The organism is Maribacter sp. 6B07 (genome assembly GCF_002700155.1).
GTDB classification, from domain to species: domain Bacteria; phylum Bacteroidota; class Bacteroidia; order Flavobacteriales; family Flavobacteriaceae; genus Maribacter; species Maribacter dokdonensis.
The window spans coordinates 1,730,316-1,754,185 of record NZ_PDUT01000001.1 but is presented as its reverse complement, the minus strand read 5'-3'; the positions used below and the strand labels follow the sequence as shown (position 1 = coordinate 1,754,185).

General features: G+C 37.1%; 20 protein-coding genes. 13 read left to right on the top strand and 7 right to left on the bottom strand.

Going from position 1 to position 23,870, the window contains the following annotated elements; genetic code table 11:
• Positions 1 to 16 precede the first annotated feature (16 nt).
• The 3 genes from CSC80_RS07355 to CSC80_RS07345 are packed head-to-tail and all read left to right on the top strand — an operon-like array spanning position 17 to position 5,163.
• Positions 17 to 3,154, top strand: coding sequence for an efflux RND transporter permease subunit (locus CSC80_RS07355; protein WP_099190770.1), 3,138 nt, complete (start codon positions 17 to 19; stop codon positions 3,152 to 3,154).
• Between the two features lie 15 nt (positions 3,155 to 3,169).
• Positions 3,170 to 4,573 (top strand): TolC family protein, encoded by a 1,404-nt coding sequence (locus tag CSC80_RS07350; RefSeq protein ID WP_099190768.1) that lies wholly within the window; start codon positions 3,170 to 3,172, stop codon positions 4,571 to 4,573.
• 17 nt (positions 4,574 to 4,590) lie between these two features.
• Positions 4,591 to 5,163 carry a TetR/AcrR family transcriptional regulator gene (locus CSC80_RS07345; RefSeq protein WP_058104752.1) on the top strand — a complete coding sequence of 191 codons (573 nt, stop codon included), beginning with the start codon at positions 4,591 to 4,593 and terminating at the stop codon, positions 5,161 to 5,163.
• A gap of 8 nt (positions 5,164 to 5,171) precedes the next feature.
• Here CSC80_RS07345 and CSC80_RS07340 read toward each other — a convergent pair whose 3' ends face one another.
• The gene (locus tag CSC80_RS07340) at positions 5,172 to 5,669 is read right to left on the bottom strand and encodes a hypothetical protein (RefSeq protein ID WP_074670552.1); all 498 of its coding nucleotides are present in this window, start codon (positions 5,667 to 5,669) and stop codon (positions 5,172 to 5,174) included.
• Positions 5,663 to 6,130: a CYTH domain-containing protein gene (locus CSC80_RS07335; RefSeq protein ID WP_099190766.1), complete on the bottom strand. Its 468-nt coding sequence runs from the start codon at positions 6,128 to 6,130 to the stop codon at positions 5,663 to 5,665. Before CSC80_RS07335 ends, CSC80_RS07340 begins: the two co-directional genes overlap by 7 nt.
• 52 nt (positions 6,131 to 6,182) lie before the next feature.
• On the opposite strand from CSC80_RS07335, the gene dinB reads away from it, so the two are divergent.
• From dinB to CSC80_RS07305, 6 genes are all read left to right on the top strand, one after another.
• Positions 6,183 to 7,286: a DNA polymerase IV gene (gene dinB / locus CSC80_RS07330; RefSeq protein WP_074670556.1), complete on the top strand. Its 1,104-nt coding sequence runs from the start codon at positions 6,183 to 6,185 to the stop codon at positions 7,284 to 7,286.
• 108 nt (positions 7,287 to 7,394) lie between these two features.
• Positions 7,395 to 7,814: a hypothetical protein gene (locus CSC80_RS07325; RefSeq protein WP_099190764.1), complete on the top strand. Its 420-nt coding sequence runs from the start codon at positions 7,395 to 7,397 to the stop codon at positions 7,812 to 7,814.
• Positions 7,815 to 7,967: 153 nt separating this feature from the next.
• A complete protein-coding gene (locus CSC80_RS07320; protein ID WP_099190762.1) occupies positions 7,968 to 9,053 on the top strand; it encodes an efflux RND transporter periplasmic adaptor subunit in 1,086 nt (361 codons plus the stop codon).
• 16 nt (positions 9,054 to 9,069) lie between these two features.
• Positions 9,070 to 12,312 (top strand): efflux RND transporter permease subunit, encoded by a 3,243-nt coding sequence (locus CSC80_RS07315; RefSeq protein ID WP_099190760.1) that lies wholly within the window; start codon positions 9,070 to 9,072, stop codon positions 12,310 to 12,312.
• The gene (locus CSC80_RS07310; protein ID WP_099190758.1) at positions 12,305 to 13,753 is read left to right on the top strand and encodes a TolC family protein; all 1,449 of its coding nucleotides are present in this window, start codon (positions 12,305 to 12,307) and stop codon (positions 13,751 to 13,753) included. The genes CSC80_RS07315 and CSC80_RS07310 overlap by 8 nt, the downstream gene beginning before the upstream one ends.
• A gap of 263 nt (positions 13,754 to 14,016) precedes the next feature.
• A complete protein-coding gene (locus tag CSC80_RS07305; protein WP_099190756.1) occupies positions 14,017 to 14,541 on the top strand; it encodes a PAS domain-containing protein in 525 nt (174 codons plus the stop codon).
• Positions 14,542 to 14,610: 69 nt separating this feature from the next.
• On the opposite strand, the gene pyk is transcribed toward CSC80_RS07305, so the two are convergent.
• From pyk to CSC80_RS07280, 5 genes are all read right to left on the bottom strand, one after another.
• Positions 14,611 to 16,053: a pyruvate kinase gene (pyk, locus tag CSC80_RS07300; protein ID WP_058104743.1), complete on the bottom strand. Its 1,443-nt coding sequence runs from the start codon at positions 16,051 to 16,053 to the stop codon at positions 14,611 to 14,613.
• 2 nt (positions 16,054 to 16,055) lie between these two features.
• Positions 16,056 to 16,520 (bottom strand): IPExxxVDY family protein, encoded by a 465-nt coding sequence (locus CSC80_RS07295; RefSeq protein WP_074670566.1) that lies wholly within the window; start codon positions 16,518 to 16,520, stop codon positions 16,056 to 16,058.
• 115 nt (positions 16,521 to 16,635) lie between these two features.
• Positions 16,636 to 17,370, bottom strand: coding sequence for a ribonuclease III (gene rnc, locus CSC80_RS07290; protein WP_074670568.1), 735 nt, complete (start codon positions 17,368 to 17,370; stop codon positions 16,636 to 16,638).
• A gap of 8 nt (positions 17,371 to 17,378) precedes the next feature.
• On the bottom strand, positions 17,379 to 18,629 hold the full coding sequence (gene fabF / locus CSC80_RS07285; protein WP_099190754.1) for a beta-ketoacyl-ACP synthase II: 1,251 nt from the start codon (positions 18,627 to 18,629) through the stop codon (positions 17,379 to 17,381).
• A gap of 107 nt (positions 18,630 to 18,736) precedes the next feature.
• A complete protein-coding gene (locus CSC80_RS07280) occupies positions 18,737 to 18,970 on the bottom strand; it encodes an acyl carrier protein (protein ID WP_008269813.1) in 234 nt (77 codons plus the stop codon).
• 289 nt (positions 18,971 to 19,259) lie between these two features.
• On the opposite strand from CSC80_RS07280, the gene CSC80_RS07275 reads away from it, so the two are divergent.
• From CSC80_RS07275 to CSC80_RS07260, 4 genes are all read left to right on the top strand, one after another.
• Positions 19,260 to 19,835, top strand: a complete 576-nt coding sequence (locus CSC80_RS07275) for a phosphoribosylglycinamide formyltransferase (RefSeq protein ID WP_099190752.1) — start codon at positions 19,260 to 19,262, stop codon at positions 19,833 to 19,835.
• A complete protein-coding gene (locus CSC80_RS07270; protein WP_074670572.1) occupies positions 19,835 to 20,470 on the top strand; it encodes a ribonuclease H family protein in 636 nt (211 codons plus the stop codon). The genes CSC80_RS07275 and CSC80_RS07270 overlap by 1 nt, the downstream gene beginning before the upstream one ends.
• Before the next feature lie 114 nt (positions 20,471 to 20,584).
• A complete protein-coding gene (locus CSC80_RS07265; RefSeq protein WP_058104737.1) occupies positions 20,585 to 21,511 on the top strand; it encodes a PfkB family carbohydrate kinase in 927 nt (308 codons plus the stop codon).
• A gap of 46 nt (positions 21,512 to 21,557) precedes the next feature.
• Complete coding sequence (locus CSC80_RS07260; protein WP_074670574.1) at positions 21,558 to 23,456, top strand: amidophosphoribosyltransferase; 1,899 nt, start codon at positions 21,558 to 21,560, stop codon at positions 23,454 to 23,456.
• Positions 23,457 to 23,870 lie beyond the last annotated feature (414 nt).

The window sequence follows — 23,870 nt, the reverse complement described above, 5'->3', positions numbered from 1 at the left end:
ACATAAATAAAGAACAATGTTTCAAAAATTTATTGATCGGCCCGTACTATCTACGGTTATATCGATTATTATAGTAATTCTAGGTGTCTTAGGTTTAAGTACCTTACCTATTGAGGAATATCCAGAAATTGCACCACCAACAGTACAGGTAACTAGTACTTACACGGGTGCCAACGCAGAGACCGTACTAAAAAGTGTAGTAGTACCATTAGAAGAACAGATAAACGGTGTGGAAGACATGCTGTATATGACATCTAATGCCAGTAACGATGGTAGTGCCACCATAAACGTCTACTTTAAATTAGGAACCGATCCAGATATTGCGGCGGTTAACGTTCAAAATAGAGTAGCTAGGGCAAATAGTGTATTACCACAAGCTGTAATACAAACAGGTGTAATTACACAAAAATCTCAAACAAGTGCACTACTGTTCTTTTCATTATTCTCAGAAAATGATAATTATGATGCTACGTTCGTAGAAAACTATGCTCGTATTAACCTAGTACCTAAGCTTCAACGTATAGAAGGTGTGGGTAACGTAACGGTTTTTGGTGCCAAAGATTATTCTATGCGTATTTGGCTAGACCCAGCTAAGATGGCCGCCTATAAGCTTATGCCTTCTGATATTCAAGCAGCCTTAAACGAACAAAACCTTGAAGCAGCAACTGGTAAAATCGGTGAAAATGCAGATGGTGTTTATGAATATGTTCTTAAATATAAAGGTAGACTTTCTGAAGAAGCAGAATATGAGGACATCATTATTAGAGCTCAAGAAAACGGACAGTTTTTACGCTTAAAAGATGTTGCAGAGGTAGAATTAGGAGCATTTAATTACGGTACCAAGAATGAAGGTATGGGTAACCCTGGAACAGCAGTTGGGGTTTTTCAAACTTCTGGGTCAAATGCAAACGAAATTATTGACCAAATACAGTCTATATTACAAGAGAGTCAACCAGATTTTCCTGACGGATTAGATTATGTAATTCCATATAACACAAAAGACTTCTTAAGTGCCTCAATAGAGCACGTAGTACAAACCTTAATTGAAGCTTTTTTACTTGTATTCTTGGTTGTATTCCTGTTCTTACAGGATTTCAGATCCACCTTAATTCCTGCAATTGCGGTACCTGTGGCCATTATAGGAACATTCTTCTTCCTATCCCTATTTGGTTATTCTATTAACATGTTGACCTTGTTCGCTATGATTTTGGCTATTGGTATTGTTGTAGATGATGCCATTGTAGTTGTAGAGGCGGTTCATGCTAAAATGGAGGAAGGTGCCACCAATGCAAAAACGGCAACGAAATCTGCGATGTCCGAAATATCCGGTGCCATTATTTCCATTACTTTGGTAATGTCAGCAGTATTTATTCCGGTATCATTCATTAGTGGTTCTTCTGGGGTATTCTACCAACAATTTGGTATTACATTGGCCATCGCCATTTTAATTTCAGCCGTTAACGCTTTGACTTTGAGTCCGGCATTAGCAGCACTGTTCTTAAAACCACACAATCCATCAGAAGAACATAAAAAAGGATTGAAGCAACGTTTCTTTACAGCCTTTAACACTGGTTTTGACACTATAACCGACAAATATGTAGGATCCGTAAAAGTATTTGCCAAAAATAAATGGCTTACCATTGGTAGTTTAGTAGTATTCACGGTATTAACCATTTTCATGTTTAAGACCACACCTACCGGGTTTATACCAAATGAGGATAAAGGAATCATTTTTGCCGATGTTACTATGCCTCCTGGTACTACATTGGAAGAAACACAAAGAACCGTTAAGCAATTAGATTCTATTTATGAATCAATGGATATTGTCAAAGCAAGAATGAACATTACCGGTTTTAGTATTTTAAACAGTGTTAACGGGGGTTCTTACGGCTTCTCTGTAATTCGTTTACAAGATTGGGAAGAAAGAACAGAACCTTCACAAACCGTAGAGGCTACCATTGGCCAGCTTTTTGCTAAAACGGCAGGGTTAAAAAATGCCCGTATCTTTTTCTTTACACCTCCAGCGGTTAGAGGTTTTGGTAACTCGGCCGGTTTTGAGCTGAATCTACAGAATAAAGATGCAGAAGATTGGCAGTCTATTGGTCAAACGACCAATGAGTTTTTGGCAGCTTTAAATGCACGTCCGGAAGTTCAATATGCCATTACCTCTTTTAACCCTAATTTCCCACAATATGAGCTACAAGTAGATATTGAAAAAACAAAGTCTGCAGGTTTAGCAGTAACGGATGTATTCAATGCTATGCAAGGATATTATGGAGGACTGTATACTACCGACTTTAATAAGTTTGGTAAGCAATATCGTGTCATGATACAGGCGAAACCCGAAGATAGGGCGAATGAGGAGTCACTGAACCACATCTTTGTGACCAATGCCAACGGAGAATCTGTTGCGGTGTCTCAATTTGTATCGCTACAAAAAATATATGGTCCTGAAATTGTTAGTAGATTCAACTTACTGAATTCTGTAAAGATTAACGGTGCCATGAACCCAGGTTATAGTACCGGTGATGCCATTACTGCTATAGAAGAAGTGTCTGCTCAGGTATTGCCCAATAATTACACCTATGAATACTCCGGACTTACCAAAGAAGAGAATAGCGCTGGTAGTCAAACCATCATCATATTTATATTGAGTTTGGTATTCGTGTATTTCTTGTTAAGTGCACAGTATGAATCTTATATACTGCCATTCTCCATTTTATTATCGCTTCCGGTAGGTATTGCAGGTGCCATTGGGTTTGTTAGCCTGTTTGGACTAGAAAACAATATTTATTTTCAAATTGCATTGATCATGTTGATCGGTCTGCTATCTAAAAATGCCATTCTAATAGTTGAGTTTGCGCTTCAGCGTAGAAAGCACGGCATGTCAATAATGGAATCTGCCATTGATGGTGCAAAAGCAAGGCTTAGACCAATTTTAATGACATCCTTTGCTTTTATCCTTGGTCTTTTACCATTGGCACTATCCAGTGGAATAGGCGCAGTAGGTAACAGGTCTATTGGTATGAGTGCCGTTGGCGGTATGTTGATCGGTACCATTTTCGGTGTATTCGTAATACCTGCGCTATATGTCATTTTCCAATCTATTCAAGAAAGATTTACCGGTGCTCCAAAAGAAGCCATAGAAAAATAAAGAACTATAGAAATCATGAATAAAATAATAGCAAATAAACTTATACTGGTAGCCATACTGCCACTGTTATTACAGTCTTGCTTTACGGCAAAAACGTATGAACGCCCTAGTGTAGAAACAGAGAATCTGTACAGAACAGATAATCTGCCACAAGACAGTATTTCTTTTGCCTCAGTGTCCTACAAGGATCTTTTTACAGATACTTACCTAAGAACTTATATTGAAAGAGGTTTACAGAACAATTTAGATATAAGAATTGCACTGCAGAACATTGCGGCCGCAGAGGCTTACGTAAAACAAGGCAAGGCTGGTTATTTACCTACCTTGAACGGTGCCGCAAGTGCTACAAGAACCGCTAGAACTAGTGAGAACGGACAATTCGGTAGCTTTTTTACGCAACCTTTTAACCAATTTGAAACCTCTGGAACATTGTCTTGGGAGGCAGATATTTGGGGAAAGATCAGAAGTACAAAAAGGGCCAGTGATGCAAGTTACTTACAGACTGTTGCCGCTCATAGAGTGGTAAAGACAAGTCTGGTATCACAAATAGCAACTACCTACTATCAATTATTGGCTTTGGACAAACAAATTTCAGTTACCGAAGAAACTATTGAAACCCGCTCTAAAAGTTTAGAGACCATTACAGCTTTAAAAGAAGCCGGGCAAGAAAACCAGGTAGGCGTAGACCAAACAGCAGCGCAATTGTATAGTGCACAAAGTCAATTATTGGATCTTAAAAATGCTCTTTACAAAACAGAAAACACTTTAAGTATTCTTTTAAGTGAGGCACCACAAGATTATGACCGTGGAACTTTAGATGATCAAAAATTATCTGCCAACATGCAACTTGGTGTACCTGCACTTTTATTACGTAACAGACCAGACATTATGCAGGCGGAATACGGATTGGTAAATAGTTTTGAATTGACCAATGTTGCCAGAAGTAACTTTTATCCATCCATTACCCTATCCGCACAAGGTGGATTTCAAAGTTTAGAATTGGATAATTGGATAGATTCCAGCTCTATTTTCGCAAATTTAGTAGGCGGTCTAACCCAACCTATTTTCAATGGCAGAAAAGTAAGAACTGCCTATGAAGTAGCAAAAGCACAACAAGAGCAATCACTATTAAGCTTTAAACAATCGCTTTTGGTTGCTGGAAAAGAAGTGTCCGAAGCCTTATATGACTACAATATATCTGTTGAAAAAGAGGCTTTTGTAAGCAAGCAAGTTGTTGCTTTGAAAAGAGCTGAAGATAATTCTGAAGAGTTATTGAACAGTGGCTACCTTACGTATTTGGACCTATTAACGGCAAGAGAAAACTCTTTAAACGCAGAACTAAGTTTAGTGGAAAACAAACTTGATCAATTATCTGCTACGGTAGAATTGTATCGTTCCCTTGGCGGCGGATGGCAATAAATCTTTGCTCATAAAAAATGCAGAAAAAAACTGAATATATAGAACAGGCTTTACTGCTTTTCTCTAAATATGGATGCAAAAGGGTCGGAATGGATGATGTGGCTGAGACCCTTGGCATCTCTAAAAAAACATTATATGAAGTTTTTGAAAATAAGAATAATCTAGTTCAGGAAAGTGTTTCTCTTTTGCTTAATCGTACCCATGATAAAATAAGCAGGTTTATTCAAATTTCTGACCAAGAGCCAAATCCGTTTAATAATATCATTCATATTTATAATGTAGGACTTAAGGAACTTAGAAACCTGAGTCCTACATTTTTTTATAGTTTAAAAAAATATTATCCCCAGTCCTATATTCTTTACGAAAATTTTACCCAAGCCGTTGTTTGGACCTATGTATTAGATTTGCTTGAAGTGGCAAAAAACAAAGGCCTTTTAAAAGATAATATCAATCTTAAGCTCATATGCGAGTTATTTCTCATTCGAATAAATGAGGTTATATTGCCAAATAGAGACTTTTTTGATAGCTACAGTACAGAGGAACTACTGGAACACTTAATTATGGTACCCTTACATGGTATCAAAAAATAAAATGTGAATTACCGAAGTCCAAAACCTTTGGCCGCCCACCACGGGTGAATTTCTATTTTTAATCTACCCGCTTTTACCATTGGATCTGCGTTGGCCAAACTATCGGCAATTTCCATACTTGGTGTATTGTAAATGGTTATTCCCCTTATATCGCCATCATCACCAAATGGTCCAGAAATATCCGCATATCCCAATTCATACATTTTACCCAAGTGTGCCATATGTAGCATTTGCAAACTATCCGCTACAGCTTTTGGCTGATCACGGTTTGGACCACTTTTTAAAAAAGCAATATAATACTCCTGCATAAGTACCGTGTCTTTGGTTTTCTCATCTACATAATCAAAAATCTGAAAACCCTTCTCAGTTAGTTCTGTTTTCAACTGTGCCGCCGATTTCTTTTCTTCATTGGGCACGTTAGGGCTTAATTCTACTTTCTTTTGATTACATGCCAAAATGAGCATCAATACCAGTATGCCAAAAAAAAGATTCTTACTTCCTACCATAGATTAAAAGGTGTTTTAATTAATTGGGAGTTATAATATTTTACCTCACCGGTGACCTCTACCCCCAACCAAGCTGGTTTTTCAAATAATTCATTCTCATCGTTCAATTCAATTTCAGCTACTGTCAACCCTTCATTTTCATCACGGAATTCATCTACCTCATAAACATGGTTCCCTACCGGCACTTCATATCTATATTTATCTAGAATTCCTTTTTCACACAACTTCAACAGACTTTCGGCATCTACTATAGAAATTTCCTTTTCCCATTCAAACCTAGATGTACCTGAAGCATTGGATTTCCCCTTTACGGTAATAAAGCCTAAATCTCCCTTTATTCTAATTCTAACCGTTCTGTTGGGGTCTGTATTTAAAAAGCCTTGTACTATTCTAGTTTTAGACCTTGCTTCAGATTTATAATCCTCTGATCCTACCAAAAATTTACGCTCTATTTCTAACATATGAATGGGTAAAACTACTATTCATAAACTAAGATAAGTCTTAAATTTGCTTATGCCCAATGAAATGCCTCTTCGAAAAATTATTCATGTTGATATGGATGCCTTTTATGCGTCCGTAGAAGAGTTGGACAACCCAGATTTAAAGGGCAAGCCCTTGGCCGTTGGTGGTAGTGAGAAAAGAGGCGTGGTATCGGCAGCTAATTATGAAGCCCGTAAATTTGGTGTGCGTAGTGCTATGAGCGGATTTCAAGCTAGAAAAAACTGTCCTCACCTTACTTTTGTAAAACCCCGGTTTGATCGTTATAAGGAAATCTCAAAACAAATACGGGCCATTTTCTTTGAATACACAGATTTGGTAGAACCATTGTCACTTGATGAAGCATACCTTGATGTAACCATAAATAAAAAAGGAAACCCTTCTGCCACTATGCTTGCCACAGAAATCCGACAACGTATTCTAGAAAAGACAGGCTTAAATGCATCCGCAGGAATTTCGATCAATAAATTTATAGCCAAAGTAGCAAGTGATATCAATAAACCTAACGGACAAAAAACGGTTAATCCAGAAGAGGTAATTCCGTTTTTAGAAAATTTAGATATACGCAAGTTTTATGGCGTTGGTAAGGTTACTGCAGAAAAAATGTATAAGCTGGGCATTTTTACGGGCAAGGACTTAAAATCAAAATCCATTGAATTTCTTGCCGAAAATTTTGGTAAAAGCGGTCCATACTATTATCATGTAGTACGTGGCATTCATAATAGTGAAGTTAAACCGCACCGCATACCAAAATCTGTTGGAGCGGAACGTACCTTCAACGAAAACCTTAGTAGCGAGGTTTTTATGCTGGAAAGGTTAGAGCATATTGCTCAAGAATTAGAAAGAAGACTAACGAAATCTAAGGTAGCAGGAAAAACTATTACGCTAAAAATAAAATATAGCGATTTCACTTTAAACACCAGAAGTAAAACTATGCCCTATTTTATTGCGGACAAAGACCTCATTTTAGAAACGGCTAAAGATCTTCTCTATCAAGAGGAGTTACAAAACTCTGTTCGACTATTAGGCATCTCCTTATCCAATTTAAATACAGAAGATAAGAAAACTAAAAAAGTTGACGATAAATCGATTTTAGTGCAATTAAAGTTTGATTTTTAATTATTCACCCCATTTTTTCGCCTTTTGACCAATAATTGAAAATGTTAACAAAAATTAACGGCTTTTAGTTGTACAGCAACTATAGCTAGAATAATTTTGGCTCCTTAAATGAAAAAGAGTTTTTTAAAATTTCTTCTTTCGATCTGTATACTACTAACTGGTATATACAGCCCTCTATACGGTAACTACAATATAGAGCATACCTCTTTTCATAACATTCAGCAATTTCAACATGCTATAGGCAATACCCAAGAAACGGTTTCTTTACACAAAACTGTTCTTAAAAACTCATTTGGCAACCTAGATAAGGTAATGGCAATTGAGGCCATTGAAATTGAAGAAGAAGAAAGTAAACAATCTCACTTTCAAAAAGATGTAGCGCAGCAACAAGCTTCTGCTTCATTTTATTTATTAGCTGTTTTATTCTTATTCAGCTATTTTACAAATAGCAGCACACTACAAAAGCTATTTACTTTTCTACCCATAGCAAATAGGCGCTTTGTCCTATATCAGGTATTTCGTATTTAAAATTTCTTCAGGTCAAGTCTCTATTTGACCCAAAACACGTCTACATTTTTTTAGCAGCAGCCAATTTTAAGATGTAATCATCTTCTGCTTTAAGAATTGTGCGTGTCTCCACATATTCACATTTTATTTTCCAATCAATTAAATATTATACTTATGACCAAGAGCGTACTCCTGATCGCTACCGCATGCACTTTGTTCATTGTGGCAAGCTGTAATTCTAAAAAAGAAAAAAAAGAAGAGCACACCAAATTCTTAATTACCAGTCCAATTAAAAAAGACACTTCAATTACCAAAGATTATGTATGTCAAATACATTCATTTAAACACATTGAACTTAGGGCCCTTGAAAAAGGATATTTGAACGAAATTCATGTAGACGAAGGACAGATAGTGAAAAAAGGGCAAAAAATGTTCAATATAATGCCCAACATTTATGAAGCAGATTTACAAAAAGCAAAGGCAGAGGCTAAAGTTGCTGAAATAGAACTACAAAACACCCAGCTTTTAGCTGATGGAAATGTGGTTTCTGAAAACGAATTATCCATGGCAAAAGCCAATTTTGATAAGGCCAACGCAGAAGTTTCTCTCGCACAGACCCATTTAGGCTTTACCAATATTCGAGCTCCCTTTGATGGTATCATGGACCATTTACATGTTAGGGAAGGTAGCCTTTTAGACGAGGGAGAACTACTTACCACCTTATCCGATAATTCTAAAATGTGGGTCTATTTCAATGTACCAGAGGCGGAGTATCTAGACTATATCATGAGTACGGACAAAGACTCTAAAAAAGAGGTTCAACTATTAATGGCCAACAATAAAAGGTTCAACCAAATGGGAATTGTTGAAACTATTGAAGGAGAATTCAATAATGAAACCGGTAACATTGCCTTTAGGGCTACTTTCCCTAACCCAGATCAGATTTTAAGACACGGTGAAACCGGTAGCGTACTCATGACCATTCCTTTCAATGACGCTTTGATTATACCACAAAAAGCAACTTTTGAGATATTGGACAAACGCTACGTTTTTGTTCTTGATAATGATAATGTTGTTCACCAAACCGAAATTTCGGTTGCCGCTGAACTACCTCACCTTTTTGTAGTCAACAAAGGTCTTCAACTAAAAGACAGAATTTTGGTAGACGGTATCAGAATGGTTAAAAACAATGAAAAGATTGAAACCCTATTTGCCGAACCTACCGAGGTAATGTCAAAATTGGCCGTTTACGCCGAATAATTAAAAAACAAAGAACATGTTCAGTAAGTTTATAAAAAGACCGGTATTGGCTATCGTCATATCGGTAATCATAGTATTCGTAGGGTTGCTCTCCATAAAGCAATTACCTATTTCACAGTTTCCGGATATTGCGCCCACCACGGTCAATATCTTTATAGCCTACCCGGGCTCTAGTGCAGACGTACTGGTAAAATCAACGCTTATTCCATTAGAAACCGCAATTAATGGTGTACAAGATATGCGCTATATTGCTTCTGATGCTACAAGTGCCGGTGAAGGTACCATCCGTATCATCTTTGAGCCTGGCACAGACCCTGATCAAGCAGTTGTGAGGGTCAAAACAAGAGTGGATCAAGTAATGCCGTTATTACCAGAACTGGTACAACGTGAAGGTGTTATCATTACTCCTGTACAGCCAAGTATGCTTATGTACGTAAACCTGTATAGTGACAATGCAGATGATCACGAGCTGTTTCTATACAACTATGCATACACCAAAATGATTCCTGAAATTCAAAGAATAGATGGTATTGCAAGTGCACAGATCTTAGGTAGCCGTAAGTTTGCCATGCGCGTATGGTTAAAGCCTGATCGTATGCGTGCCTATAATATTTCTGCCGAAGAAATTCTTGAGGCTATGGAAGAGCAAAGTATTTTGGCACGTCCCGGTAGAATTGGGCAAAGTTCCGGCAAAACCTCACAGTCCTTGGAATATGTTCTCATGTACCAAGATAGGTATGATGAACCTCAACAATACAAGGACATTATTCTTAAGGCAAATGCCGAAGGCGAAATCTTAACGCTTGGTGATGTAGCAGACGTGGAGCTTGGTAGCGAATTTTTTGATATCTACTCTAATCTAGATGGAAAACCATCAGCATCTATAGTATTGAAACAAACTTTTGGTAGTAATGCCAGTGATGTTATAGATGAAGTAAAATCCAAGTTGAACGAGCTTAAAAAAGACCTTCCCACGGGTCTGGATTACAAAATTAGTTATGACGTTTCCAACTTTTTAAATGCATCCATAGAACAAGTAATACACACACTACGAGATGCCTTTATTCTGGTTGCCATAGTTGTATTTCTCTTTTTGGGCGATTGGCGCTCTACCTTAATTCCCATTATTGCCGTACCCGTTTCCTTGATCGGGGCATTTTTTATTATGCAGTTATTTGGACTCTCCATTAACCTAATTACCCTTTTTGCATTGGTACTGGCCATTGGTATTGTGGTTGATGATGCTATAGTAGTGGTTGAAGCCGTACATGCCAAAATGGAAGAAACCCATGTGGGACCTTATGAAGCCGTAAAATTAGTAGTCAACGAAATAGGGGGTGCCATAATAGCCATTACTTTGGTAATGGTTTCGGTGTTCATTCCTATTGCTTTTATGACGGGACCTGTTGGGGTTTTCTACCGTCAGTTTTCTATAACCATGGCCGGCTCAATAATTCTATCGGCTATTGTAGCCCTAACCTTAACACCTGTGCTCTGTGCCATGATTCTTAAAAACAACCATGGTAAACAACGTAAAAAAACAATTGTAGATAAATTCATTGATTGGTTTAATAGAGGTTTTGAAAAACTTACGGGTAGGTATGGTAACATCCTTAATAAAATTGTTGCAAGAAGAGTATTGACCTTTGGTATTCTAGGTGCTTTTTGTGTCGCCATATTTTTCACCAACAACAGTTTACCTGCTGGTTTTATACCAAACGAGGATCAAGGTATGATCTATGCCATTATACAAACACCACCAGGTTCTACCTTAGAACGTACCAATGATGTAGCCCATAAATTACAGCAAATCTGTGAAGAGACCGAAGGTGTGGAGTCCGCCTCTTCATTGGCTGGTTATGAAATCATGACCGAAGGGCGTGGATCAAATGCCGGTACGGTGTTGATCAACCTTAAGCCCTGGAGCCAACGTCATCATTCCGTTCATGAAATCATGGAAGAGCTTGAAGAAGAAACCAAAGATCTAGGTGCAGTAATTGAATACTTTGAACCACCTGCGGTACCCGGTTTTGGATCCTCTGGCGGATTCTCCATGCGTCTTTTAGATAAAACGGATGGAACCGATTATCACGAATTTGAAAAAATCAACAATAATTTTATGGAAGCGTTGTCTAAACGAGATGAGCTTACCGGACTGTTTACTTTTTACTCTGCCAATTACCCTCAATATGAATTAAAAATCAACAATAAGATTGCCATGCAAAAAGGGGTTTCCATTGATAAAGCCATGGAAAACCTGAATATTTTAATTGGTAGTACCTATGAACAAGGTTTTATTCGCTTTGGTAGATTTTTCAAGGTGTACACCCAAGCTGCTCCCGAATACAGGGCGTTACCATCTGACCTAGAAAAACTGTTCGTAAAGAACGAAGAGGGAGAAATGGTTCCATATTCCGCCTTTATGTCCATGGAAAAGAGACTGGGACCAAATGAGATCACCAGATATAATTTATACAATTCCGCTTCTATAAGAGGGCTTCCTGCTAGTGGTTATACCAGTGGTGATGCTATACAAGCAATTAACGAAGTTGCAGAGCAAACTTTACCTAGAGGCTTTGATGTGGCTTGGGAAGGTCTGTCCTATGATGAGGCGCAAAGAGGAAATGAATCGCTCTACATTTTTATGGTGGTATTGATCTTCGTATACTTTGTTTTGGCGGCCCAGTATGAAAGTTTCCTACTTCCGTTCGCCATCATTCTATCACTACCGGTAGGTGTTCTTGGGTCTTTCTTTATGCTAAAGGCAATGGGACTCGCAAATGATGTTTATGCACAAATCGGACTCATTATGCTTGTTGGCCTACTGGGTAAAAATGCCGTGCTTATCGTTGAATTCGCAGTTCAAAAAAGAAGACAGGGGAGCACTATTCTAGAAGCCGCCATTGAAGGTGCAAAGGTGCGTTTTAGACCTATTCTAATGACTTCCTTTGCTTTTATAGCTGGACTAATTCCTTTGGTTATTGCACATGGCGCAGGGGCAATAGGCAATAGAACCATTGGTGGGTCGGCAATGGGCGGTATGCTTATGGGTACATTAATAGGTGTACTTATTATCCCTGGCCTATATTACATTTTCGCAAAAATGGCAGATGGCCGTGGACTTATTAAAGGAGAGTCGGACGAACCCGTATCGGAAGAGTTTATGAGACTAAGCGAAGGTGAAAGTAAAACACGCCAAAAGCTTCGCGAATTAAAGCAAATGATTAAAAAACTAACCAAAAAAGAAGATAATGATTAAGATAAACAATACCATGAAGCATGGTAAGATCCTATTGCTATTTTTAATACTAATGGGTCTCTTCTATTCTTGTGTGCCCACAAAGCAATTAAAATCGGCAAATACGGACTTACCTTCAAGTTTTAATGGTTTGCCAGTAGATACCTTAAATAGCGCACAATTAAAATGGAGCCATTTCTTTGAAGATGAGCATCTTATTGCATTGATAGATACCGCCTTGGCAAATAACCAAGAGCTGCGCATTATGATGCAACAAATTGATATTGCCCAGAACGAAGTGAAGACAAGAAAAGGAGAATATTTGCCTTTTATAAATTATGGTGCCGGAGTTGAAATAGAAAAAGTTGGCGAATATACCCGTAACGGTGCTGTTGAAAAAAACTTGGAAATCAGGGAAGGCGAAGAATTTCCTGAGCCTTTAACAGATTACTCCGCCGGTCTATTTGCTACCTGGGAATTGGATGTTTGGAAAAAACTACGCAATTCCAAAAAGGCCGCCACCTTAGAATACCTATCTACTATTGAAGGCAAAAACTTTATGGTTACCAGGTTAATTGCGGAAATAGCCCAATCATATTACGAATTGATCGCATTGGATAATCAATTGGCAATCATTGAGCAAAATTTAGAATTACAAGGTAATGCCTTAACTATGGTCCGGCTACAAAAGCAAGCAGCTAGAGCTACCGAATTAGCGGTAAAAAGATTTGAGGCAGAAGTAGCTAAAAACAAAAGCCACAAATTTGAAGTTCTCCAAGAAATTGTTGAAATGGAAAATAAGCTGAATTTTTTGATAGGTAGACAACCACAGCATATTGCCCGTAATTCCGATGATTTTATAGCAACAGCAATAAATACTATTGATGCCGGTATACCATCACAGTTGCTTTTAAATAGACCGGATATTAGGCAAGCGGAATTTGAACTGGAAGCGGCAAAATTGAATATAAAGGTTGCTAGGGCAAATTTTTATCCTTCAATAGGATTGAAGGCTGGCGTTGGACTACAGGCATTCAAACCAAAATACCTGACAAATACCCCAGAATCTTTGATTTATAGCGCCGTTGGAGATATTGTAGGTCCTTTGATCAATAGAAATGCCATTAAAGCAGATTACAATACTGCAAATTCCAAACAAATACAGGCAGTCTACGAATATGAAAAAGCTGTTTTAGGCGGTTATATTGAAGTTGTAAATATGCTTTCTAAAATTGAAAATCTTAAGCAGAGTTATATGCTGAAAGAGAACCAAGTAGAAGCTTTGACCGCTTCGATCGATTTGTCTACTCGGCTGTTTCAATCTGCAAGGATAGAATATATTGAAGTATTGTTGACACAACGTGAAGCATTGGAATCTAAAATGGAATTGATCCAAACCAAAAAAGATCAGTTACTTGCAAAAATAAATGTATACCAAGCTCTTGGTGGCGGGTGGAACTAGCAATACTCTTGTTGAAAACTTAGCATATAAATCCCCAAAAGTGATAACACACTATTGGGGATTTCTATAAAACCATCAATTTTCAACAAATTTTGGTCATTGGTTGTTCAACCTTTTAAAGATCTATTGCCCAATTATCAAGGATTACTTAAACATTTATAGTAAACAATTATTAAAGTTATTCCCGTAGCAAGTATTTTTCATAGCTTTAACTTCCAAAAACCATGAAAAAATATAGATATTTTTAATCTAAACTTTACAAGATGATGGAATTAAGAGATTATGATAATGCACATATCAAGTTTAGAAATAGCTTAAAATTCACCATGTTACCTATTCTTTCTTGGGATTTTTATGCCTCTAATTATGAGGAGATCAAAAACCTTGATGAAGATTATAACTCATTGTTATCTTTAGTTTCTACTAATTCTTGGAATATTGATACAAGCATTTTAGATAGAAAATTAAGAACAGAGAAAAACATTATTGTTGTAACAGATACTCACCTAAACATTGTTTTTGCCTCAAAGAACATGTGGAACATGAGCCAATATAGACCTGATGAAATAGTAGGTAAGAACCCTAAAATGTTTCAAGGCGACTTAACTTCTAATTCTACATTAAAAATAGTTTCAAAAGCAGTAAAAGAAAAAAATCCTTTTGAAGTTACTGTTGTCAATTATAGAAAAGACGGTACTACCTACAATTGTAAAATACAAGGAGAACCCGTTTTTGACCATAATGGCAAGGTGGTTAATTTTATAGCCTTTGAAAAAGAAGTTGCTTAACACTTAAACAAAAAGCATAAAAAAAGGACCGCTAGTTAGCGGTCCTTTTATTTTATGAAAATGGATTCATTAGATATCCTTGGATTCAATTTCAGTAACCCTTAAGGTATTTACCATTCCCTTTTCTTTAATAGGCATGGCCGCAAGACTAATTACCATATCTCCAACCTGTAAATGCCCTTTATTAAAAGCAATGTGGTTAACATCTTCTATGGTATCATCCGTTGATACGAATTTATCATAATAGAATGCTTTAACACCCCACAATAGATTTAGTTGCGTTAAAATTCTCTTATTGGATGTAAATACTAAAATGTAAGCACTAGGTCTCCATGCGGAAATCTGAAAAGCGGTATATCCACTATTGGTCAATGTAGAAATTGCTTTAGCCTTGATATCATTGGCCATTAAGGCTGCATGATAGCATATAGATTTTGTGATAAATCTTTTAGTACGAATGTGTGGTGGATTTTGTGGTACCTGAATTAAATCTGAACCTTCAACGCTCTCTAAAATACTAGACATCTTTTCAATTACCTGTACCGGGTAATTACCCACCGATGTTTCTCCAGATAACATTACCGCATCTGCACCATCCATTACCGAGTTGGCAACGTCATTTACCTCTGCTCTTGTTGGTGTTAGACTTGTAATCATAGTTTCCATCATTTGAGTGGCTATAATTACAGGTATTCTGGCCTTTTTAGCACGCAACACCAATTGCTTTTGAATTAATGGAACCTCTTGTGCAGGAACTTCAACACCTAAATCTCCACGAGCAACCATTAAACCGTCACAGTATGCTACGATCTTATCTATATTCTCAACAGCTTCCGGCTTTTCTATTTTTGCAATAATCGGAATTTTATGATCAGAATGTTTGTTGATGATATTCTGTAGATCAATAAGGTCTTGGCTGAATCTTACAAAAGAAAGTGCAATCCAATCTACTTCCAATGAAATTGCAAATTCCGCATCCTTAATATCTTTTTTGGTAAGTGCAGGTAAAGAAATATTGGTATTGGGCAAGTTTACCCCTTTCTTGGATTTTAAAGGTCCGCCTTGAATTACTTTGGCCAAAACTTCGTCTTCACCATTGGTCTTTACAACCTCGAACATTAATTTACCGTCATCCAATAAAATACGCTCCCCAGCTTTAACATCTCTAGGAAACTCCTTGTAATTCATGTAAACACGTTCTGCGCTACCTTCAAAAGGCTCACCTGTTACAAATGTAATCTCATCACCAGGGCTCACTACAACGTCACCTGCCATTACGCCTACACGTAATTTTGGACCTTGTAAATCCGCTAAAATAGAAGTGTTGGTTTCCATTTCGGCATTTAACTCACGTATCATATTTACACGCTCCTTAACATCTTCATAATCAGCATGTGAAAAGTTTATCCTGAATACATCTACTCCAGCATCAATCATGCTCCTGAGCACCTCTTTCTTGCTAGTTGCAGGACCCAGGGTCGCTACAATTTTCGTCTTTTTTACAGTTGGCATATTTAAAAAATTAGATTGTTCTTTGATTTTAGTTTCTCTGTACTTATTTCATACGCTGCCATAATTCTTGGCAACGATTGTATGTTCTTAATAATAGAATTTATATCTAAATCCTTATCCGTTTCAATCTTTAGAAGATAATCAACATCTTTATACTCAGGAAGTAACCTTGGCGTCTTAAATGTTGTTTCGTTCTTAAATAAGTCGTCATGTACAATGCTTTCTTTTTCACTGCTATGGTTGGCGATCAACACCCAGTACATATCATTATACTCGTCTTCCCATTCAAAGATTGGAAACGATTTATTTTCAGCAAGATTAAAATTCTTTTTTGCCCTTACAAATTTTGCCTTCATACTTTGGTTTAAACCGTAGGCCAAAGCAAAATCTTCTAAGGTAGTGTGTAAAGCTATAAGGCTAAAGGATTCATCGTAAAAATCATCATTTATTTTAATAGTTGCAGCCATAACTCAACAAAAGGGTAAATATAGAACTTCTAAGCTATAATGCCTAGTTTCATAAATTGATAAAAACACTCTAAAAGTTATTAAAATGTTAGCATTTTACCTTTTGGTAAAATGATCAGCTATCCATTTTATCCTGCAGTGCAAAAAATGCCCTTTTAGCTGCTCTTTCTTCCGCTTTTTTCTTTGAGGTGGCTCTTGCTTTTGCAACTACATCTCCCCCAATGGAGAGTTTAACGGCAAAATGTTTTAAAGGATCATTTCCGGTATCTTCATAAACATCAAAATCAAAAGACTTCTTTTGTTTCTGACACCATTCGATCACCAAACTCTTATAACTAATGACCCGGCCTTCTAACTGTTCTATATCTACGTAAGGTTCTACCACCCTTTTTTGAATGAACTTTTCACAGTATTTATAACCGCGATCTAAATAAATGGCACCTACCAATGCTTCAAAAACATTGCCGTGTATGTTCTGTCCAAAATGGGATTTAGGTATTCTACTCTGTACAAAATCTATTAATTTCAAGTCTTTACCCAACTCATTTAAATGCTCTCTACTTACTATTTTAGATCGCATTTTAGTAAGGTAGCCTTCATCCCCTGCAGGTACCTCGCTGTATAAATGTTTAGATATTATGGTTCCTAGCATTGAATCTCCCAAAAACTCTAGGCGCTCATAATTCATTGCATTACCCTTATCATCCTTTTTGTTCATTGACCTATGAAGAAAGGCCTTTTTATAAATAGATAAGGTTTTAGGTTTGAAACCTAAAATTTTGGTAATTCCCCAAAAAAAATCCCCATCCTCTTTAGGATGGGAATTAAATAAGTTCGTGGGAAAAGGCATATAAAAAATTAATCAATTTTCTTAAAAACTACACATGCATTGTGCCCACCAAAACCAAATGTATTGCTCATTGCAACTTTAACATCTCGTTTTTGTGCCTTGTTCAACGTTAAGTTTAAACTAGGATCTATATTCTCATCTACCGTAGTATGGTTTATGGTAGGTGGTACCATACCATGCTCCATGGCCAATATTGAAGCAATTGCTTCAATAGCGCCCGCAGCACCTAACAAATGACCGGTCATTGACTTGGTAGAGTTAATGTTTATGTCTTTAGCATGCTCCCCAAATACTTGAGTAATCGCTTTCAACTCTGCCACATCTCCCAAAGGGGTAGATGTACCGTGAGTGTTTATAGCGTCTACATCTTCTATGGACAAGCCTGCATCCCTTAGACAATTTTCCATTACCCTAACCACCCCTATACCATCTGGATGCGGTGCGGTCATATGGTAAGCATCACTTGACATACCTCCACCGGCAACTTCTGCATAGATTTTTGCTCCTCTGGCAACGGCATGCTCATACTCTTCAAGAACCAACGCTCCTGCACCTTCACCTAGAACAAAACCATCCCTGGTTGCATCAAAAGGTCTTGAAGCTGTTTCAGGACTATCGTTTCTTGTTGATAATGCGTGCATAGCACCAAAACCGCCCATACCTGCAATAGTTACTGCCGCTTCACTACCACCTGTTACAATGACGTCACAATGACCCAATCGTATATAGTTCAAGGCATCGATCATTGCATTTGCCGATGATGCACAAGCGGAAACGGTGGTGTAATTAGGTCCCATAAAACCATGCTTAATGGATATGTTCCCCGGGGCAATATCAGCTATCATTTTTGGAATAAAGAACGGATTGAATCTTGGTGTACCATCTCCGTTGGCAAAATTCATTACCTCGTTCTGAAAAGTTTCCAAACCTCCAATACCCGCTCCCCAAATAACGCCTACGCGAAATTTGTCGATTTTCTCTAAATCTAATTTAGAATCACGAATAGCTTCATCTGAAGATACAAGTGCGTACTGCGCAAATCTATCCAGCTTACGGCCTTCTTTTCTATCAAAGTGATCTTCTGTCTTGTAATTCTTAAGCTCACAAGCGAATTTTACTTTGAATTTTTCTGTATCGTAATAAGTAATGGGCGCTGATCCACTTTTACCGTTTACCAAAGCATCCCAATACTCTTCAATATTATTACCTATTGGGGTAAGTGCCCCCAAACCTGTAACTACAACTCGCTTTAACTGCATTTAACTTTGTATTTGTTTAAATCTAAACCAAGCGTAAATTAAAAAAAATTATCCATGCGGAGCATTTACCACATGGATAATTTGAATTCTATTTAAGAAAACATGTTTTACTTAGCTTCTTCTATATAGCTGATGGCTTGACCAACAGTTGCGATATTCTCAGCTTGATCGTCTGGAATTTGAATATCAAATTCTTTTTCGAACTCCATTATCAACTCTACCGTGTCTAATGAATCTGCGCCTAAATCGTTAGTAAAGCTAGCCTCGGTTACCACTTCGTTCTCATCAACTCCTAATTTATCAACGATGATAGCTTTAACTCTTGATGCAATGTCTGACATAATAATATTTGTTTTAAAAATTTAAATTGAAGGCAAAAATAAAAAACTTTGGTTTAATTACACTAATTGTCGTTAAAATGTATGGTAATTTAATAAAATTAAAGACATGTGCTGTAATTTTACCGTATTAATATTTTGTTTCGGTAACGTTGATAAAAGGTATTGAAAAGTAGCGAGGTATTAGAACTATTCTATTTAATCGTTTTTTTCTAAATTCTGACAAGCTTTAAATTTGCTTTATTTGCCAAACTTAATTTCATTGTTCGTTATCTTATAAAGACCCTTTCTATTGAAAACCAAGAAAATTATACTTTTTGCCTCAGGTTCCGGATCCAATGTTGAAAACATTGCCAATTATTTTAAGCTTCGCAAAGATGTTACTATATGCTGCGTACTTACTAACAAAAGCGATGCCAAAGTCATTGAGCGTTGTAACAGACTTGGAATCAACGCCTTGTTTTTTAATAGGCAAGCATTTTCAAAGAGTAATTTTATTCTAGATATGCTACGATCATTAGAACCCGACCTAATAGTGTTGGCCGGCTTTTTATGGAAAATACCCGAAGCCATTACCAATGCCTTCCCCAATAAAATTATAAACATACATCCTGCCCTACTACCAAAATACGGCGGTAAAGGTATGTACGGTATGCATGTTCATAATGCCGTAAAAGAGGCTAAAGAGACGGAAACCGGTATTACCATCCATTACGTAAATGCACATTATGATGAGGGCGCTATTATACAACAGGTAAAAACTATAGTGAACCCAAAAGATTCGCCCGAGGATATCGCATCAAAAGTACATCTGTTGGAATATGAATTTTTTCCAAAGGTCATAGACGAATTATTATCTAAGCAGTAATGGGCAAAAAGAAAAAGTTCTATGTTGTTTGGAAAGGTAAAAAGCCGGGTATTTATGAAACATGGAAAGAATGTAAAAAATCTATTGACGGCCATGCCGGTGCCGAATACAAATCATTTGAATCTTTTGAGGTAGCCAAAAAGGCATATAATGGCACTTACGCAGATTTCAAGGGAAAGAAAAAAACTGCACCTACTTTATCCAAAGCAGAATTAGAAAGAATTGGGCTACCAAATTATCATTCCATTTCTGTTGATGCTGCTTCTAGCGGCAATCCCGGTATTATGGAATACCAAGGGGTTGATACCAAAACTGGTAAAAAATTATTTAAACAAGGTCCTTTTCCTAATGGAACCAATAATATTGGTGAATTTTTAGCCATTGTCCATGGTTTAGCTTTTCTAAAAAAACATAATAGCGACCGTATCATTTATACAGATTCTAGAACGGCCATGAGCTGGGTGCGTAAAAAAAAGTGCAACACCAAACTTACTCCTAACGCAAAGAACAAAACACTTTTTGAATTTATTGATAGAGCGGTAGATTGGCTGAACAAGAATGAATACAAAACCATTATCGTCAAATGGGAAACGAAAGCTTGGGGAGAAATTCCTGCAGATTTCGGTAGGAAATAAATGGCAATTTATATCAACAATTCGCCTTTGATAACTATTACAATTTGTATTCGATAAACCGTTTTAATTAGCTTTTCAAAATCGTATATTTGCAGCTTAAATTTTTTCACATTTATGGGCAAGCTTTTAATAGTAGGTACTGTCGCTTTTGATGCAATAGAAACTCCTTTTGGTAAAACGGATAAAATATTGGGCGGCGCAGCTACCTATATTGGCTTAGCGGCATCTCAATTTGATGTTGATTCAGCTATCATTTCTATTGTAGGTGATGACATGCCTAAAGAATATTTAGACCTTTTAACCGATCGCGGTATTGACATTTCTGCCTTGGAAATTGTTGAAGGCGGTAAAACCTTTTACTGGAAAGGAAAATACCACAACGACCTAAATACCAGAGACACCTTAGTAACGGAGTTAAATACTTTAGAGGACTTTAATCCTGTTGTACCGGAAAGTTATAATGATGCAGATGTGGTTATGCTTGGTAATCTTCACCCAATTGTTCAAATGGGTGTAATCAACCAGATGAAAAAGCGACCAAAGTTAATAGTATTGGATACCATGAATTTTTGGATGGACAATGCTTTAGATGATTTAATGAACGTTATTAAACATATAGATGTAATAACTATTAATGATGAAGAGGCCAGACAATTAACCGGTGAATATTCACTTGTTAAGGCAGCGCAAAAGATTTTTACCATGGGACCTAAGTATGTAGTGATCAAAAAAGGAGAGCATGGCGCACTTTTGTTCAATGAAGACCAGATCTTTTTTGCACCGGCGCTACCTTTAGAAGAGGTATTTGATCCTACTGGTGCCGGAGATACCTTTGCCGGTGGTTTTTCAGGCTATTTGGCAGCAAGCGGAGATAGCTCATTTGAGAATATGAAGAAGGCAATTATACACGGTTCTAATCTGGCATCCTTTAGTGTAGAGAAATTTGGAGCGGAAAGAATGTTACAGTTAGACCGAAAAGAAATTAGAGAAAGACTGCATCAGTTTAAGAAATTGACCCAGTTTGACATAGAATTACAATAATCCCCTAGCCCCAAAATATTTTGGGGTTTTTTTAATACCAAAAACAATGAGTGACGCAATTAAGCATGAGTGTGGTATTTCTGTAATACGGTTATTAAAACCTTTAGAGTATTACAAGGAAAAGTATGGAACAGCATTTTATGGTGTAAATAAAATGTACTTAATGATGGAAAAACAACATAACCGTGGTCAAGACGGTGCAGGTTTTGCCAGCATTAAATTAGATGTTAAGGCAGGTGAACGCTACATGAGCCGTGTTCGTTCTTGCCAACAACAGCCTATACAGGACATTTTTGCACAAATAAATGATCGTATCAATACCGAGATGAAAGAGCATCCGGAGTATGAGCATAATGTTGCCTTGCAAAAAAAGAATATACCTTATATAGGTGAACTCCTTTTAGGTCATGTGCGTTACGGTACCTTTGGCAAAAACAGCATTGAGAGTGTTCATCCTTTCTTAAGACAGAACAACTGGATGCACCGTAACTTAATTGTTGCCGGTAATTTTAATATGACCAATGTTCATGAGCTTTTTGACAACCTGGTTCAACTTGGCCAGCATCCTAAAGAGATGGCAGATACCGTTACGGTAATGGAAAAAATAGGTCATTTTCTTGATGATGCCGTTGCTAAACTATATAAGCAGATAAAAAAAGAAGGATACACCAAACAACAAGCTTCGCCTATTATTGCAGAACGTTTAAAGGTGTACAAGATATTAAAAAGAGCCGCCAAGAATTTTGATGGTGGTTATGCCATGGCAGGTTTGTTAGGCCATGGTGATGCTTTTGTCCTACGGGATCCTAGTGGCATTAGACCGGCTTATTACTACAGGGATGATGAAGTTGTTGTAGTTGCCTCAGAAAGACCTGCTATACAAACGGTATTCAACGTACCTTATGACGAGGTAAAAGAACTTGACCCTGGTGCCGCCATTATCATTAAAAAGAACGGTACTAGCGCCATTCACCAAATTCAGGAACCTAAAGAACGTAAAGCATGTTCTTTTGAACGTATTTATTTTTCTAGAGGTAGTGATAAGGAGATTTATCAAGAACGTAAAGCTTTAGGTAAATTGGTATTTCCACAGATATTGGAATCTATAAATGAAGATATCAAAAACACTGTATTCTCTTATATACCGAATACTGCAGAAACTTCTTTTTACGGTATGGTAAAAGAGGCTCAAAACTATTTGAACCAGAAAAAAGAAGAACAAATACTTGCATTAGGTCCTGCAATAACCGGCGAGCAACTTCATGAAATACTAGAGGTACGTCCAAGAATTGAAAAAGTAGCTATTAAAGATGCCAAGCTAAGAACCTTTATTACGCAAGATAGCAGTAGAGATGACCTAGTGGCACATGTATATGACATTTCTTATGGTTCTGTAAAAAAAGGAGACAACCTTGTTATTATAGATGATAGTATTGTAAGGGGTACTACCTTAAAAAAGAGTATTCTTAGAATTTTGGACAGGTTATCTCCAAAGAAAATAATAGTTGTATCATCTGCACCACAGATCCGCTACCCAGATTGTTATGGTATAGATATGGCAAAGCTTGAAGATTTTATTGCCTTTAAAGCAGCCTTGGCGTTGCACGAGGATAACAACTCCATGCATATTGTAGAGGAAATCTACAAAAAATGCTTAACACAAGTAGAGAGCCGTGATCAAGATGTCATTAACTATGTAAAGGATTTCTATGCACCATTCACAGCAAAAGAAATTTCTAAAAAGATCGGAGAGCTGTTGAGTCCAGATGATATCAATGCAGAAGTTTCCATAATATACCAAACCATATCTAGTTTACATGAGGCTTGCCCTAAGAATTTAGGTGATTGGTATTTTACCGGCAACTACCCAACGCCTGGTGGAAATAGAGTTGTAAATAGAGCGTTCATCAACTTCTATGAAGGAAACAACGAACGCGCTTATTAAATAATAATTCGATGAAATGCACACTTTTTATGTATTTCATCGACGAATATAGCATTTTAACGACTGAATAGTCGTTTTGACTTAACCCTGTTTACTTTTAAAGCTACCATAGCATAAGTAGGTTAAGTTCATGGTAAGATTTGGGGCAAAAAAGGTGGAGACTTCTCCGCCTTTTTTATTTTATACAGATTACAGATTGTTATTTTGTAATCCAATTCTTCACAATGCCCCCTTTAACGTTTTAACGGTACGTTTAACTAGTTCTATTTTCAATTGTAGTTAAGCATATTACATTTACAGAACCATAGCATAAGTAGGTTAAGTTCATGGTAAGATTTGGGGAAAAAGGCGGAGCAATGCTCCGTCTTTTTATTTTTGAACCTATTTCATCAAAGCTCTCGTTACCTAAGTATC